The following is a 16026-nucleotide window of genomic DNA, read 5'->3' as shown; positions in this document are numbered from 1 at the left end:
GGCCCAGAAACAATGGTTAACCCGGGGGCGCGAATGGAAACACTCACGGCCGTGATCGGCCGCAGCGTCCTCAAGGGGCGTGGTGGCTAGGGTTTGACGCGCCAAACACGCTGCACGGGCGAGGTGCGCCGCAGCACGCGCAGCACGTCAGCCAGGTGCAGGCGGTCGCGCACGGCGATGAGCAGCGTCATTTCCGCCGTCTCCCGCAGCGGCGCGTCATCGCTCATCGAGATGTGGGTGATGTCCGCCTCGGCCTGGGCGACCGCCTGGGCCACGCGGGCCAGCACACCCTTGCCGTTGCTCAATAGCAGCGTGATGGCCGCCTCGAAGCTGCGGCCCGGCTCCTCCGCCCACTCGACGCGAATCCAGTGTTCGCTGTCGCGCTGGAACAGGCGCTTGCCGACCTGGCAGTCGTGGGTGTGCACGACCAGGCCCTCGCCGCGTCCGAGATAGCCATGCACGGCGTCGCCCGGGATGGGGCGGCAGCAGTTGGCCAGCTGTACCGAGGCGCCTTCGCTGCCATCAATGGTCACGCTGCCCTGGTCGGCCGGCGCCTCGGTGAAGCGACCCAGCGTCAGCGACAGCGCATCGGGCCTTTGCCCCAGCTCGGCCATCAGACGGGCCATCTTCTTGGCGAGGATGGTGGCGATCTTGCGGCCGGCGCCGATGTCGACGAGCAGTTGCTCGGTGCCGGCGCTGCCGGCCCAGGCGGCCAGCTCGCGCCAGATCTTGGCCGCCGGGTCGTCCAGCTCCAGGCTGGGCAGGCCCAGGCCCTCAACGCGCATGGCCTGGGCGAGCATCTTTTCACCCAGCTCGCGTGACTCCTCATGCTCCAGGTCCTTGAGGTAGTGGCGGATCTTGGAGCGCGCCCGGCCGGTGCGCACGAAGCTCAGCCAGGCCGGGTTGGGGCTGGCGCCGGGGGCGGTGATGATCTCGACGATGTCGCCGCTGCGCAGCTCCGCGCGCAGCGGCACGGCCTCGCCGTTGACCTGGGCGGCCACGCAGTGGTCGCCAACGTCGGAGTGGATGGCGTAGGCGAAGTCCACCGGCGTCGCACCCTTGGGCAGGGCCATGATCTTGGACTTGGGCGTGAAGACGTAGATCGCGTCGGGGAAGAGGTCGATCTTGACGTGCTCCAGGAACTCGTTGGCGTCGCGCGTCTCGTCCTGGATGTCGATGAGGCTCTGCAGCCAGCGCGCATTGGCCTGCTGGGCCACCAGCGCCGAGGTCTGCTTGCCGCGGCTCTTGTAGATCCAGTGCGCCGCCACGCCTTGTTCAGCGATCTGGTGCATACCCTCGGTGCGCAGCTGGAACTCCAGCGGCGTGGCCAGCGGCCCCATCAGCGTCGTATGCAGGGACTGGTAGCCGTTGTCCTTGGGCGTGGCGATGTAGTCCTTGAAGCGCCCGGCCTGCGGCTTGTAGAGCTGGTGCAGCACGCCGACAGCCGTGTAGCACTGCAGTGGCTCCTCCGTGATGATGCGAAAGCCGAAAATGTCGCTGACCTGGGCGAAGGACAGGCCGCCCTTCTCGCGCATCTTCTTGTAGATCGAATACACGGTCTTCTCGCGGCCCTGCACCTGCACGCGCAGGCTGGCCTTGGCAAAGGCGGCGCGGATCTCGCCCTCGATGCGCGACACCAGGTCACGCCGGTTGCCGCGCGCCTTTCCTACCGCCTTGCTCAGCGCCGAATAGCGCCAGGGGTGGAAATACTGGAAGGACAGGTCCTGCAGCTCGCGGAAGGTCTGGTTCAGGCCCAGGCGATGGGCGATGGGCGCATAGATGTCGAAGGTCTCGCGCGCGATGCGCCGCGACTTCTGCGGCGCCATCGCGCCCATGGTGCGCATGTTGTGCAGGCGGTCGGCCAGCTTGATGAGGATGACGCGCAGGTCCCGCGCCATGGCCAGCAGCATCTTGCGGAAGGACTCGGCCTGCGATTCCTCCTTGGTGGAGAACTGCAGCTTGTCCAGCTTGGTCAGGCCATCGACCAGGTCGGCGGTCGTTGCGTCGAACTTCTCGATCAGCTCGGTCTTAGAGACGCCACAGTCTTCCACGACGTCGTGCATCAGCGCCGCCATCAACGCCTGGGCGTCCAGCCGCCACTCGGCGCAGATGCCCGCCACGGCGATGGGGTGGGTGATGTAGGGCTCGCCGGTGGCACGTTTCTGGCCCAGGTGGGCCTCATCGGCGAACTTGTAGGCCTCGCGCACGCGCTTGACCTCGGCCTTGCTCAAGTAGCCGAGCTTGGGCGCAAGGGCATCGAAGGAGGCGGCCTCCGCCGGCGTGGGAGGCGCTGGCTGGCGCAATCCAGGCAGCGTGAACCAGGCGGTGAGGGAGCGTTGAGCCATACGCCCGAATTTAGCCGAAGGAAAAATGGCAACGGGCGTCCAAGGACGCCCGTTTCATGTTCAGCAGAGGCCGAATTAGACCGGCACCTTGCGCAGCATCTCGATGCCGACTTCACCGGCGGCGATCTCGCGCAGCGCGGTCACGCCCGGCTTGTTCTTGCTCTCGATACGGGCGCTGTGGCCCTGGCTCAGCATGCGCGCGCGGTAGGTCGCGGCCAGCACGAGCTGGAAGCGGTTCGGGATCTTGGTCAGGCAGTCTTCGACGGTGATGCGGGCCATGGTGTTCCTAGGTATTTCGGTGATCAGGGCAGATCGAGCGCCTGAAAGACGGCCGAGCGGTTACGGCGCTGAGCCGCGTATTTTAGCCGCTGCGCGTGCACGATGGCCTTGAGGTCGAAGACGGCGGTGTCAAACACCGCGTTGACGACGACGAAATCGAAGTTTTGCGCCTGCGCCACCTCGACGCGCGCATTGGCCATGCGCCTGGCGATGACCTCGGGGTGGGTGTCGCCACGTCGGTTCAGGCGCGACTGCAGCTCGTCCCAGCTCGGCGGCAGGATGAAGATCAGCACGGCATAGGGGAACAGCTGCTTGATCTGCAGCGCGCCCTGGAAGTCGATCTCCAGCACGACATCGTCGCCATGCTGCATGCGCGCCTCGATGGCCGCGCGCGAGGTGCCGTAGAGGTTGCCGTGCACCTCGGCCCACTCAAAGAAGTCGCCGCGCTCGGCCATCGCGCGGAACTCATCCGGCGTGATGAACCAGTACTCGCGGCCATGCTGTTCCTGGCCTCGCGGTGCGCGCGAGGTGTGCGAGATGGAGACGGCCAGCTTGGCGTCCAGCTCCAGCAGTGCCTTGACGAGGCTGGACTTGCCCGCCCCGCTGGGTGCGGCGACGACGAAGAGATTGCCGGGATATTCCATGGGGACGCGAGGGTGGGCGAAGCGGCCGGACTTTATCTTGCGTCTTGGTGCAGCGGCCGTCGCAGCGGCTGCCGAAACTGCCCCGAACGTGACGCAGTTCAGCGCTGGGAGAGGCGGTGGGTCATGTCCGCCATCTGATGGGCCTTGATGTGTGCATCGTCGCGATGGCGCAGGCGTCGGTTTCGGTCGCGGGCTTCGGCGACATCCCCTTCGTCCGCTTCAGCACGCCCACGCTGACGACGGTGGACATGCAGAGCGGAGCCATTGAGCGAACAGGCGCTGGCGAGGCTGATCGCATGCTGGACGCCAGCGAGGAGATGCTCAAGCCGCGCCTGGTGCTGCCGCAGTCCACCTCCGCCGAGGGGCGGACGCGCGGCTACTGATCAGCGCTCGACGTCCAGCGGCGTCGACTGCACCAACCTGAATCTGCCTGTCCCCTCGTCCAGGTCCCAGCGCTCCACGACGGCGCCGGGGCCGGTGCGGATCACGTTGACCGAGTTGGAGATGCCGCCGCGCAGGCGGTGGCTGACGGCCGTGCCCGCCTGAATTGCCGACACGGCGCGCGGCAGGTCGGGCCAGGTCTGCTTGAGCGGCAGCACATAGGGCAGGTGGATGTGGCCGCCGATGACGGCGTCGACGCCGGCCACGGCCCAGCGGCGCACCGCGCGTTCATGGCCGCGCAGCAGGTTGTTGATGTCGGACTCTGTCGTCACGGCCACCGGCTGGTGAACGGCAACCAGGCGCAGCTGACCCGGTCTGGCACGGGACAGGCGTTCGGCCACACGGTCAATCTGTTCGGGCGACACCTCACCGTGTTTGTGCCGATACCGCCGCGTGGTGTTGATGGCGATGACGAGCAGGTCGTCGCGCTCGTACTCGCCTTCCAGCGCGTTGCCAAAGACCTCGGCAAAGCGGCCATAGGGGTGGAAGGCGCGGGCGAAGACGTTGAAGAGGGGGATGTCGTGGTTGCCCGGGATGATGAGCTGGGCCGGCACGCCGAGTTGGTCGAACACCACTTTGGCGCGCGCGAACTGCGCGGGGCGGGCGCGCTGCGTGATGTCGCCCGTCACCAGCAGCAGGTCGGGCCGCAGCTCGGCGCTGAGCCGCTGCAGCGCGACCACGGCGACTGGCCGCTCGGTGCCGAAGTGGGTGTCGGAGACCTGCAGCACCACCGTCATGCGCCCGCCTCAGCGGATGCCGCAGCGGCGGCCTGGGCCTCGCGCCGCTCCTGCGCCAGCCCGGCCGGGCGGATCAGCATCAGCGGATGTGCCGACACCTCAAAGCGCAATGGCATCGACATGCGCAGCACCTCGCCATCGGTGGCGACCTTGATGCGACGGGCGCCGAAGCTGCGCGCCGTCACCGTCAGGCGGCGGAATGCGAAGTTCTGCACCTGATCGGCCTCACCGAGCTGGCCGAAGGCGCCACGCGCCAGCAATGCCAGCAGGGTCCAGCGGCCCACCGGCTTGAGCATCACACCGGCCAGGCAGCCCGCGTCGATCGCTTGCGACTCGGGCAGGCCGACTTGTTCCATTTGCAGCGCGTTGTTGCCGACGAACAGCGTCGCCGTGCGAACCTGGCGCGCCTGGCCGCCCTGCTCGATGGTCAGCCGCAGGCTGCGATGGCCGCGCATGAGGGTGCGGATACCGGCGCCCAGGGCCACCAGCCGACTGCGGCCGAACTGCTGCTTCCACGCCTCGCGTTCCTCCAGCAGTTGCGGGTACAGGCCCAGGCTGGCATTGACGAGGAATACGCGTCCATTCACGAGCCCGACCTGCACCGCGACGGCGTCCTCGGTCAGCAGGACTTGCAGCGCGCCTTCCAGGTCGACCGGTATGCCATGCGTCCGCGCGAAGTAGTTGAAGGTGCCGCGCGGCAGCACACCGAAGCGGCAGCCGCTGCCCAGCACAGCCTGGGTCACGCCGTTGATCGTGCCGTCGCCGCCTGCGGCGACGACGATGCCGGCGGTCTCGCGCGCCCGCTGCACGGCCCGGCCTGCGGTTTCGGCCAGGCGGCCCGGCTTGTCGACAGGGAACAGCTCGCAAGGTCGGCCTGCCGCCGCACAGGCCGCCTCGACGGCCGGCCCGACCTCGTCGCGGTCGCCGCGCCCAGAGGCTCGGTTGAACACGACGAAGAGCGGCGCAGGCAGGTCTTTGTGAACTTCGCGTCTTTCCATGCACTCCCCGGCAAGCGGCCAACGGCGAGGCCGCATCTTCCACTACCTGCGCGGCTGCTGCTAACTCAGCGGTGCGGCGGCGCTGCTGCGCAGCGGATCAGGATCCCGCGCTGGATTCCGGCGGCGGCTCGCCAGGCTTCAGGTCGACGATCTCGGTCTTCCGCGGCGGGGCCGGGGTGGCTGCGGGTTGCTGCTGTCCGGAAGACGCAGGGGCAGGATTCTCGTTGGTGGTCTGAGGATGCTGAAGCGCCGGATTGCCCGCTGCACCGGAAGGCTTGTCGGGGTTTGCAGACGCTTCGGGGTGTGGGGTTTGTCCCACCTGGCTCAACGGGTTGCTCACGGCGGCTCCTTGGAAAGAAAAGACCCGGTGCGTTTCGCACCGGGTCCCATGTCGGTCTGCTTGTAGAGCACCTTCATCAGATGCCACTCGGCTCGCGACAGTTCCAATTTAAGCCCGGGGCACCGGGCGCGCCATGCCTCGACGCCGCGCGGTCAGGTAGGCGCAGCCCTACGCTTCAGGAGCCCCGCAGCAGGAAGGCGGCTAGCCCCGCCACGGCGCACAGTGCCAGCAGTGGCATGACGCCGAGCTTGAAGCGGAACAGCGCCACGCCGGCGGCCATGGCGATCAGCGCGGAGACCCAGTCGAAGCGTCCATTGAGGCCCTGCGGCCACATCACGTGATAGGCGAAGAACAGCGCCAGATTCAGGATGACGCCGACCACGGCGGCGGTAATGGCCGTCAACGGTGCAGTGAACTTCAGCTTGCCGTGGGTTGACTCGATCAGCGGCCCGCCGGCGAAGATCAGCACGAAGGACGGCAGGAAGGTGAAAAAGGTCACCGCGGCAGCGGCGGTGGCGCCGGCGAGGAAGAGGGCATCGGGGCCGAACAGTTGCTTCGTCCAGCCACCGACAAAGCCGACGAAGGCCACCACCATGATGAGCGGGCCGGGCGTCGTCTCGCCCAGGGCCAGGCCGTCGATCATCTGCGCGCCGCTCAGCCACTGATGCTGCTCGACGGCGCCCTGGTAGACATAGGGCAGCACGGCATAGGCGCCACCGAATGTCAGCAGCGCGGCCTTGGTGAAGAACCAGCCCATCTGTGCCAGCGCACTGTCCAGGCCCTGCGTCAGGACCAGGCCGGCCAGGGCCAGTCCCCACAGGCCCAGGCCGACGGCCAGCACGCGCGCCAGCCGCGCGCGGCTGAAGCGCGCATGCGGCGGTGTCGGCGTGTGGTCGTCGATCACCGCCGGGCCATGGCTGCGCGCCGCCGTGCCGTGGCCGCCCCCCAGGGCAAAGACCTGCGGCGCCCAGCGCCCGCCGAGGTGGCCGACGAGGGCGGCGGCCAGCACGATGACGGGGAAGGGCACGTCCAGCGCAAAGATGGCCACGAAGGCCGCAGCGGCGATGCCCCACAGCCAGCCGTTCTTCAGCGCCCGCGTGCCGATGCGATGGGCGGCGTGCACGACCAGGGCGGTCACCGCCGGCTTGAGGCCGTAGAACAGCCCGGCCACGACCGGCAGCGTGCCCCAGGCGAGATAGATCCAGGACAACGCGATGAGGATGAACAGCGAGGGCAGCACGAACAGCGCGCCAGCGACCAGGCCGCCGCGCGTGCGGTGCATCAGCCAGCCGATGTAGGTGGCGAGCTGCTGGGCCTCGGGGCCGGGCAGCAGCATGCAGTAGTTCAACGCGTGCAGGAAGCGCTTCTCGCTGATCCAGCGCCGCCGCTCGACCAGCTCGGCATGCATGATCGCGATCTGCCCGGCTGGGCCGCCAAAGCTGATGAAGCCCAGCTTGAGCCAGAAACGCACGGCGGCCCAGAAGCCGATGTCGGGCGTGCGCTGGGCGGGCGGTGTGGCAGCGTCGTTCAGAAGCGGTCCTGCATGGTGGATGGGCGCAGGCCGCAATGTAGTGGGCGCGTTGCGCAATTCAGCCTGAGCGGTGAGCGCTAAGTGGCCCCGCTGCCGCGATTCTGCGGCGCCAAGCCCGCCGCCAAGCCGCGCGGGTCGGCGGCGGCGGTCCAGCGCAGGGGTTCCGGCTGCTCGGCCGGTCGCGACCAGCGAGGTCGTTGCCTCATCCCGATTGGGGCGGTCTTGGCGCAGGGCCCGGTAGCGGCCGGCGCGGCGTGGGCTTTACCGCAGCTTATGGGCCTTGGCGATTTCCTCATCGTTTCAGTCGCCAAGTTGACTGCTTCGCGAGTGGCCGCCGCGCTAACGTCGAGCCCTTGTTTGTCTCCTCCACCCGCGTGGGTGGTTTCAGCCCTTCGAACCGCCCGCCGGCCGAGGGGCTTTTTCTTGGGGGCTCGCTTGCAGGCGCTTGCTGAGAAAGGCCGACCCCGCCACGGCAAAGCGCCACGGCTGCTCGGCGGCCTTGGTGATGCCGATGCGCGCGCCGCTGGCGACGTCGACAGGGCCCGCTGGCGGCCGAAGGTCGAAGGGTGGCCGGTCGAGCGGAAGGCCATCGAAGGACCGGTCGATGCCCAGCGCCTGGCCCACCCGCCCCGGCCCTGCGGCCAGCAAGCGCAGCGCCTCCACGCCGCGCCGTGCCCGCATCACGTCCAGTCCATGGGTGGGCTGCAGCGCACGGATCAGCACGGCCGCGCCATGGCCCGGCCCGCAGCAGACGAAGTTCAGGCACCAGTGCAGCCCGTAGCTCAGGTAGACATAGGCATGCCCGGGTGGCCCGAACATGGCGGCGTTGCGGACGGTGGGGCCGCGGTAACTGTGTGAGGCCGGGTCGTCGGCGTCGTAGGCCTCGGTCTCGACGATGACGCCGCCCACCCCGCCGACGAGTAGCGTCCAGCCGAGAAGCTGGCGGGCGACGTCGACGGGGCCGCCCTTGAAATCGATGCGCATATGCCAAGGCTAGGGCAATTTGCCATCCCGCTTTGAGCGCTGCGCTGGGATCTCGAATGGCGACGGTGGTTCGCTGACGCGCTTCGTCGAATCACTTCTCGGCACTCAAGGCGTCACTCCCGCCGCCTGCGCCGCGAGCGTGCCGAGCTCGCCATACAGCGGCAACACATTCGTCCCCAGCCCCGGGTGCACGCGGTTGGACAGCAGCACGAAGAAGCTGCGGCTGGTCGGGTCCAGCCAGAAGGCGCAGCCGGTGAAGCCGGTGTGGCCGAAGCTGGTAGGCGGATACAGGCTGCCGCGCGGCCTCGAGAAGGGCGAGGCGATGTCCCAGCCCATGCTGCGCTTCTCTGCCAACGCAGCGGGTGACTGGGGCGTCGTCAGCAACGCCACGCTCTCGGGCGACAACAGGCGGCGGCCACCCTCGGCCAAGCCACCGGCCAGCAGCATGCGCGCAAACCGGGCCAGGTCGGCCGTGGTCGTGAACAGGCCGGCATGGCCCGCCACACCGCCCATCTTGCGGGCGGTCGGGTCGTGCACCTCGCCGCGCAACAAGTGGCCGTCGGGCAGGCGCTCTGTGGGCGCGATGCGCGCCGCGTCGATGCGCTGCAGGGGCACGTAACCGCTGTCTTCCATCCCCAGCGGTTCGAACAAGGCCTGTGCCGCATACGGCGCCAACGGCATGCCACTGACGCGCTCGACGATGCGACCCAGCAGGATGAAGTTGACGTCGGAGTAGCGGAACAGCGTCCCCGGCACCGCGGTCAGCGGCAGGCCGCAGGCGATGCGCTCGGCGTCGTCGGGGCCCGCCCAGTCGCCAGCGCCATTGCCCGGCAGGCTGGCCGGCAGGCCGGAGCTGTGCGTCAGTAGGTGGCGCAGCGTGATGCCGGCCTTGTCGCCGCCGCCGCAGCCCGGTAGGTAGCGCTGCAGCGGTGCCTCCATGTCGAGCTGGCCGCGCTCGCGCAGCAGCTGCACCAGCGTGGCGGTGACGACTGGCTTGGTCAGTGACGCGGCGTCGAAGACGGTGGCCTCGTCCACTGGCTCCGGTTGCGGGTCGACGGCGCGCTGGCCATAGGCACGGTGATGGCTGCCGTGGCCGACGCGCTCGATCCAGACCGCTGCGCCCGGCAACTGGCGCAGCGCGATGAGGCGCTCGACGGCCTGGTCGGCCTGCGCCAGCGGCGCGGGTGCCAACGTAGGTCGGATGGCGCAGCCGCTCAGCAGGGCAGGGGCCAGCAGCCACAGGGCGACGGAGCTTCTCATCGGTAAATTCTCGGAGATGATGCACTGCAATAGCTTGCCTGGACCGCTGAGAAATGAGCGGGTGGCACTGTCGAGATCGCTGGAATAGGGATAAAAGATGACTCAGACCCTGTCCGTCATGCAGCGTTAGCGCCTAACGCGGCGATCAAGCGGTCGGGCCTCGCCATATGTGAGACCACTCAACGGAGGGAGACCACATGAAGCAGCTTGGTCAGGTCATTTCAGCCGCCAGCCTTGCTCTGCTGGCGCCCGCCGCGTTGTTGGCACAGAAGCTCGAACCCGTCGTCGTCGTGGGGGTGCGGGCCAGTGTCGAGTCCGCTGCCGAGCGCAAACGCAGCAGCGCCGACATCGTTGACGGCATCCTGGCCGAGGAGATCAACCGGCTGCCCGACCTGAGCGTGGCGGATGCGGTGCAGCGCATCACCGGCATGCAGATCACGCGCGACCGGGGTGAGGCCTCGGTGGCGACGGTGCGCGGACTGGGGCAGATCGAGACCACGCTGAACGGCCGCGAGCTGTTCACCGCGGGCTTCGGCCGGGCGCTGGACTATGCCGACCTGCCCAGCGACATGCTGGCCGGCATCGATGTCTACAAGACCTCGGCGGCCTCGCGCATCGAGGGCGGGCTGGGTGGCACGGTGGACCTGCGCACGCGCCGCCCCTTCGACTTCCGCAAGCCCATGCTGGCACTCACGGCACGTCATCTGCACGGCGATCTCGTCGGCAGGGGGGCCGGCCAGTTCGCGCTGCTCTACGGCGGCGGCGCTGCCACCGGTGTGGGCGAGGCGGCGCTGCTGGTGAACCTGGTGCTGCAGGACCGCGCCTACCGCGAGGACCAGAAGAGCACCAACTCGCCCATGCTGTGCAGCGCCCGCGCCACCTCGGGCTGCCGGCAGGACCTGGTGCCCGGCGAGGACACCGTCGTGCCCGCCGGCAGCAGCGAGAGCGCCAACCTCGGCCGTCGCCGCCGCAGTGCGGCCAGCCTGATGCTGGGCCTGCGGCCGGGCGCGGACCTGGACCTCTACGCCGAAGCCCACTTCGCGGAACTGAAGACGAGGCAGGACACGCAGCAGCTCAATATCGGCCCCAACTTCGCGGCCGGCAGCGGCTTCGACCCCGCCAGCGTCAGGCTCTTCGCCGGCACGCGGGACGTGCAGCGCATCACGTGGACGAATGCGCCTGTCTCCGTCCTCGGCTTCGCGCGCGACACCATCGACCGCACGCGCCAGTTGGCCGTCGGCGGTGCCTGGTCGGCCGGCGAGCTGCGCCTGAGCACCGACCTCAGCCACACGCGCAGCCTCAACCACCTGTTCTTTGCCGGCCCCACGCTGGCCGCCACGGCGGCGCGTTTCACGCACGATCTGGCGAGCGACGTGCCAGCCACGTCGGTCCTGGGCACGGACCTCGCCAACCCCGCCAACCTGCGCTATGTGTCCATGGCCTACCGGGTGAGGCCGCTGCGCGGCAGCCTGCTGGCCGGGCGCGTCGACGCCGAATGGCAGCTGGAGCGCGGCCTGCTGGAGCGCGTGGCCATCGGCTGGCGGCATGCGCGCCGCGAGGCCGACAACGCGCCCAACCTGATCTTTGGCGACATCGCGCTGCCGGGCACGCCCGCGGCCACGCAGGGCAGCCGCACCGCCGTCTACCCCTACTCGCCCATGCTCGATGCGCGCACCAGCAGCATCGAGGGGTACCTCACTGACACGCTGGCCGATGCCCGCGACCCGGTGGCGGCGCGCCAGGCCTTTGGCATCACGACACCACTGCCGACTGCGGGCGGCCCGCTGGGTGTGTGGCGCATCCGCGAAGCCACCGACGCGGCCTATGCCGAGGCGGGCTGGAAGCTGCCCGCACTGGCTCTTGATGCCCAGGCCGGCCTGCGCCTGGTGCGCACGCGGGCAACGCTGTCCGGCAATCAGAGCGTACCCTCCACCGGCATGATCGCGCCCCTGGCCATCGACACGACCACGACCGACTGGCTGCCCAATGCCAGCCTGCGCTGGCGTGCCAGCGGGCCCTGGCAGTGGCGTGCTGCGGCATCGCGCACGATCACCCGGCCCGACTTCAACCTGCTGTCGCCGTCGATCACGCTGACGCCCAACAGCATCAACCCGCAACTCAACCAGGGCACGGCCGGCAACCCGGCGCTGCGGCCGCTGCGGGCGATGAATGTCGACCTGGCCGCGGAAGGCGACTTCGGCGCCGGCCACGCCGCCTCACTGACGCTGTTCTGGAAACGTGTGGACGGCTTCGTCGCCACGCGCAGCGAGGCCGAGACGCATGATGGCCAGCTCTATCAGGTCAACCGGCCCTACAACGCCGATGCTGGCCGCATCCAGGGCGCGGAGCTGTCCTACCAGCGCTTCCTCGATTTCCTGCCGGGCGCCTGGCGTGGCCTGGGGCTGCAGGCCAATGCCACCTTCGTCGACAGCAGCACCTACGACCGCGTGCAGCGCGCCAATGTGGCGATGCAGAACCTGTCGCGCCGCAGCGCCAATCTCATCGGCCTGTATGAGCACGGCGCCTGGTCGGCGCGGCTGGCCTGGAACTGGCGCAGCAGCTTCCCCAGCGGCACGGTCAGCGTCGTGGGCCTGGGTGCGCTGCAGACCACCACGCGCGCCTATGGCTGGCTGGACGCCTCGCTGCGCTGGCGCATCACCGACCAGCTGACCTGGTCGCTCGACGGCGGCAACCTGCTCGGCACGCTGCGGCGCTCCCATTTCGGCGTCCAGACGCGGCCGCAGAACGCCTGGGTGAACGACCGCCAGGTCGGCACCAGCCTGAGCCTGCGCATATGAAGTTGCTCGGCTTGCGATGGGTGGGTGCCGCCGCAGCCTGGCTGCTGTGGCTGACACTCGCCGTGGCCGCGCCCATTGACGACTGGCGCCAGCGCGCCACCGCCGTGCGCAAGCTGGCCGACAACGACGCCCCGGCCGCCTATACGCAGGCGCAGCGCCTGCAGGCCGAGCTGCCACCAGACGCAACGGCGGCAGACCGCGCCCGCGCTCTGAACCTGTTGGCGCGTATCGAGATCCATCTCGGGCGGTCGGCGCAAGCCATTGCACGCGCCGAGCTGGCGATGCGCGAGGCCACGGCCGCCAACGATCGCCCCGGCCAGGCCGAGGCCGACATGAACCTGTCGCTGGGCGCGGTCAACCTCAACCATGTCGAGCGCTTGGTCGAGGTCACCTCGCACAGCATCGCCGTGCTTGATGGCGTCGACCGGCCGGACCTGCTCGCCGAGGCCCTGTTCCGCGGCGCGCTGGTGCTGCGCCGCGTCGGTCGGTTCGAGGAGTCGGCCACCATGGCACTGCAGTCCATGGACGCGGCCCAGCGCTCGGGCGACCCGCTGGCGCTGGCCTATGCCCACCATGGCCTGGCCGTGTCCTATATGCAGAGCGAGCGCTTCGTCGAGGCGGGCGAGCAGCTGGAGCAGATGCGCCGCCAGGCGCAGGCCGCGGGCTCCAAGCTGCAGGAAGGCTTCGCGCTGCTGGGCCTGTCCAACGAAGCCCACCGGCGCAAGGACCATGGCGAGGGTGAGAGGCTCGTCGCCGAGGCCATCGACGCCTTCACTGCGGTGGCGACACCGGTGAACCTCGCCAACGCCCTGCACAACCACGCCGAGCAATTGCTCAACCAGGGGCGGCTGCAGGAAGCGCTGGCCGAGAGCGAACGCGCGCGCGCCATCCTCGCAACGACACAGCTGCGCACCGGCCGCTTCCACGGCGCCCAGCAGCGCAGCCGCATCCAGGAGGCGCTGGGACATCCGGCGGCGGCGCTTGCAGAGGCCGAGGACGCCTATGCCGAGTCGCTCGCCCTTGGGCAGCCGCTCTACATTGCCAGCGCCGCGCGCCGGCTCGCGCAGCTGCAGGCGGCGGCCGGTGACTTCAAGCGCGCCTACCGGCTGGCCATCGACGCCGCCGACATGCAGGCGCGTGCCAGCACCGAGCGCAGCGCGGAACGCCTGCTGGAAGCCGCGCAGCGCCGCCGTGACGAGGCGCGCCGACGCGAGCTGGCCGAGCTGCAGCGCCGCGGCCAGCAGCAGACTGCCGAGCTGCAAGCCCGCGGGCTGCAGGAGCGCTGGCTGTGGACGGTGCTGGCGGGCAGCCTGTTCGCGCTGGGCGGCACTGTCGCCTTCCTCGTGCGGCTGCGCCGCTCGCGCGCCGAGGTGCGCCGCCTGGCCGACACGCTGGAGCAGCGCGTGCAAGAGCGCACCGGGCAGCTGGAGCGCGCCCAGCATGCCGCCGAGGCGGCCACCCAGGCCAAGAGCGAGTTCCTGGCGAACATGAGCCACGAGATCCGCACGCCGATGAGCGCCATCCTTGGCATGTCCTACCTGGCGTTGCAGACGGGCCTGGACGCCAAGCAGCGCAACTATGTCGAGAAGGTGCATCGCGCTGCCGAGTCGCTGTTGGGCATCATCAACGACATCCTGGACTTCTCGAAGATCGAGGCCGGTAAGCTGGAGATGGAGGCCATTCCCTTCCAGCTGGGCGACGTGTTCGATCAACTGGCCAACCTGGCGGGCATGCCGGCCGAGGAGAAGGGTCTGGAGTTGCTGTTCGTGCTGCCGGCCGAGCTGCCCACCGCGCTCGTCGGCGACCCCTCGCGGCTGGGCCAGATTCTGCTGAACCTGGTCAACAACGGCATCAAGTTCACCGAGCGCGGCGAGGTGACGGTGGCGGTGTCGCTGGGGGAGCGCGCCGGCCGCCCCGCGACGCTGGGCTTCGAGGTGCGCGACACCGGCATCGGCCTGAGCTCCGAGGCCTGCGAGCGCCTGTTTCAGCCCTTCACGCAGGCCGATGCCTCGACCAGCCGGCGCTTTGGTGGCACCGGCCTGGGCCTGGCGATCTGCCGTCACCTCGTCGAGCGCATGGGCGGCCGGATCTGGGTGGACAGCGAGCCCTGCCGCGGCAGCAGTTTCCACTTCACCTTGCCCTTTGAACTGCAGCCCGGTGCACAGCCGGTGCTCGACACGGCTGAACTGCGCGGCGCCCGGCTGCTCATCGTCGACGACCACCCGGCGGCGCGCGAGCTGCTGTGCGCCCTGGTGGCCTCGCTGGGTCTGAATGCCGAGGTGGCGGCCGATGGCGAGGCTGCCCTGGCGGCCGTGGCGAACGCCGATGCCTCAGACCGCCCCTTCAAGCTGGTGCTGCTGGACTGGCGCATGCCCGGCATGGATGGCGTGGAGTGCCTGGCGCGGCTGACCGCCATCATTGGCCGCCATGCGCCGCCGACGGTGCTGATGGTCACCGCCTTCAGCCGCGATCAGGCCGAGCACCAGCTGCAGGCGCGCGGCCTGCAGGTGGCGGCGCTGCTGCCAAAGCCCGTCACGCCGTCGGCGTTGCTCGACGCCTGCGTCACGGCCCTCGGCGTCAAGGCGGCGCTGCCACGGCGCAGCGAGCAGCGCCAGGAGAAGCTGCAGGCGCACCAGGCCAGCCTGGCGGGCGCGCGCATCCTGCTCGTTGAAGACAACGCGATCAATCAGGAGCTGGCCTGCAGCCTGATGGAACGCGCGGGCATCGTCGTCACCATCGCCGGCCACGGCCGCGAGGCGCTCGCGGCATTGGACATCGAGGGTTTCGATGCCGTGCTGATGGATTGCCAGATGCCGGTGATGGATGGCTACGAGGCCACACGCGCGCTGCGTCAGCGCCCCGCGCTCAAGGACCTGCCCGTGATCGCGATGACCGCCAACGCGATGGCTGGCGACCGCGAGAAGGTGATGGCAGCCGGCATGAACGATCATGTCGCCAAGCCCTTCCGCGTGGATGAGCTGTTCGAGACGCTGGCGTACTGGGTGCGCCCGGTGGTGGCACAGCCCGAAGCCCGGGCCTTGCCGTCGGTGTCGGGCCTGGACGTCAGCGCCGGCCTGGCGGCCGTGGACGGCAACGAGGCCTTGTACCGGCGGCTGCTGGGCATGTTCCGCGAGCGGGAGGTCGACTTCGCGGCGCGCGTGCGCGAGGCCTGCGCACGCGGCGATGCGGGAGCCGCGCTGCGCTGTGCCCACGATCTGAAGAGCGTCGCCGGCACGCTGGGCATGCAAGCCCTGCAGCAGGCAGCGGCGGCGCTTGAGGCAGCGTGCGCACAGGGTGTTGATGAGGCGGTCATCGCGCCGCTGCTGACCGACGTCAACCGGCTGCTTCAGCCGCTGCTGCGGGCGTTGTCGGAGCCCGGTCCCGGCGTGACCTAACTGTCGTTTCCCAAGAGGTTGTTCACCCGAGGCCGTGGAAGATGAGGGTTCTCACACCAACCCATCGCCACACGGGGAACCCTCGGATGAACAGCCATAAGAATGCCTCATTGACGCCGCGAGGTCGCGCACATTTGGTTAAGAACGTCGCCACTCAAGGCTGCAAGCTTGCTGCTGAGGCGGCAGGCGTGAGCCGGCGCACCGCTGCGCGCTGGCATCGGCGTCACGCGCTCGAAGGCCCCACTGGGCTGCTCGACCGCAGCTCCCGTCCTCA

General features: G+C 69.4%; 13 protein-coding genes. 4 read left to right on the top strand and 9 right to left on the bottom strand.

Going from position 1 to position 16026, the window contains the following annotated elements:
- Positions 1 to 86: 86 nt before the first annotated feature.
- The 3 genes from ACT6S0_RS05695 to gmk all read right to left on the bottom strand — a co-directional run bounded on the left by ACT6S0_RS05695 (position 87) and on the right by gmk (position 3268).
- Positions 87 to 2345: a RelA/SpoT family protein gene (locus ACT6S0_RS05695; protein ID WP_444762924.1), complete on the bottom strand. Its 2259-nt coding sequence runs from the start codon at positions 2343 to 2345 to the stop codon at positions 87 to 89.
- Between the two features lie 75 nt (positions 2346 to 2420).
- A complete protein-coding gene (gene rpoZ, locus ACT6S0_RS05690) occupies positions 2421 to 2624 on the bottom strand; it encodes a DNA-directed RNA polymerase subunit omega (protein ID WP_056264690.1) in 204 nt (67 codons plus the stop codon).
- 23 nt (positions 2625 to 2647) lie between these two features.
- Positions 2648 to 3268 carry a guanylate kinase gene (gene gmk, locus ACT6S0_RS05685; RefSeq protein WP_444762923.1) on the bottom strand — a complete coding sequence of 207 codons (621 nt, stop codon included), beginning with the start codon at positions 3266 to 3268 and terminating at the stop codon, positions 2648 to 2650.
- A 116-nt stretch (positions 3269 to 3384) separates the two neighbouring features.
- Between gmk and ACT6S0_RS05680 the strand changes: the two genes are divergently transcribed.
- A complete protein-coding gene (locus ACT6S0_RS05680; protein ID WP_444762922.1) occupies positions 3385 to 3651 on the top strand; it encodes a hypothetical protein in 267 nt (88 codons plus the stop codon).
- Here ACT6S0_RS05680 and ACT6S0_RS05675 read toward each other — a convergent pair whose 3' ends face one another.
- From ACT6S0_RS05675 to ACT6S0_RS05650, 6 genes are all read right to left on the bottom strand, one after another.
- A complete protein-coding gene (locus tag ACT6S0_RS05675; protein ID WP_444762921.1) occupies positions 3652 to 4446 on the bottom strand; it encodes a metallophosphoesterase family protein in 795 nt (264 codons plus the stop codon).
- Entirely contained in the window at positions 4443 to 5444 is a 1002-nt protein-coding gene (locus ACT6S0_RS05670; protein WP_444762920.1) for a diacylglycerol/lipid kinase family protein, read from the bottom strand. The genes ACT6S0_RS05675 and ACT6S0_RS05670 overlap by 4 nt, the downstream gene beginning before the upstream one ends.
- A 97-nt stretch (positions 5445 to 5541) precedes the next feature.
- Positions 5542 to 5784, bottom strand: coding sequence for a hypothetical protein (locus ACT6S0_RS05665; protein WP_444762919.1), 243 nt, complete (start codon positions 5782 to 5784; stop codon positions 5542 to 5544).
- A 175-nt stretch (positions 5785 to 5959) separates the two neighbouring features.
- Positions 5960 to 7315, bottom strand: coding sequence for a chromate efflux transporter (gene chrA / locus ACT6S0_RS05660; protein WP_444762946.1), 1356 nt, complete (start codon positions 7313 to 7315; stop codon positions 5960 to 5962).
- Between the two features lie 384 nt (positions 7316 to 7699).
- On the bottom strand, positions 7700 to 8299 hold the full coding sequence (locus tag ACT6S0_RS05655) for a DNA-3-methyladenine glycosylase (RefSeq protein ID WP_444762918.1): 600 nt from the start codon (positions 8297 to 8299) through the stop codon (positions 7700 to 7702).
- A gap of 105 nt (positions 8300 to 8404) precedes the next feature.
- A complete protein-coding gene (locus tag ACT6S0_RS05650) occupies positions 8405 to 9559 on the bottom strand; it encodes a serine hydrolase domain-containing protein (protein ID WP_444762917.1) in 1155 nt (384 codons plus the stop codon).
- Between the two features lie 197 nt (positions 9560 to 9756).
- Between ACT6S0_RS05650 and ACT6S0_RS05645 the strand changes: the two genes are divergently transcribed.
- The 3 genes from ACT6S0_RS05645 to ACT6S0_RS05635 all read left to right on the top strand — a co-directional run.
- The gene (locus ACT6S0_RS05645) at positions 9757 to 12357 is read left to right on the top strand and encodes a TonB-dependent receptor (RefSeq protein ID WP_444762916.1); all 2601 of its coding nucleotides are present in this window, start codon (positions 9757 to 9759) and stop codon (positions 12355 to 12357) included.
- A complete protein-coding gene (locus ACT6S0_RS05640) occupies positions 12354 to 15752 on the top strand; it encodes a response regulator (protein ID WP_444762915.1) in 3399 nt (1132 codons plus the stop codon). Before ACT6S0_RS05645 ends, ACT6S0_RS05640 begins: the two co-directional genes overlap by 4 nt.
- Positions 15753 to 15838: 86 nt before the next feature.
- On the top strand, positions 15839 to 16026 hold a 188-nt coding region (locus ACT6S0_RS05635; protein WP_444762914.1), incomplete at its 3' end, for a leucine zipper domain-containing protein.

Source organism: Roseateles sp. (genome assembly GCF_052436255.1).
Classification (GTDB): Bacteria; Pseudomonadota; Gammaproteobacteria; order Burkholderiales; family Burkholderiaceae_C; genus Pelomonas.
This window is presented reverse-complemented; position numbering and strand designations above follow the sequence as displayed.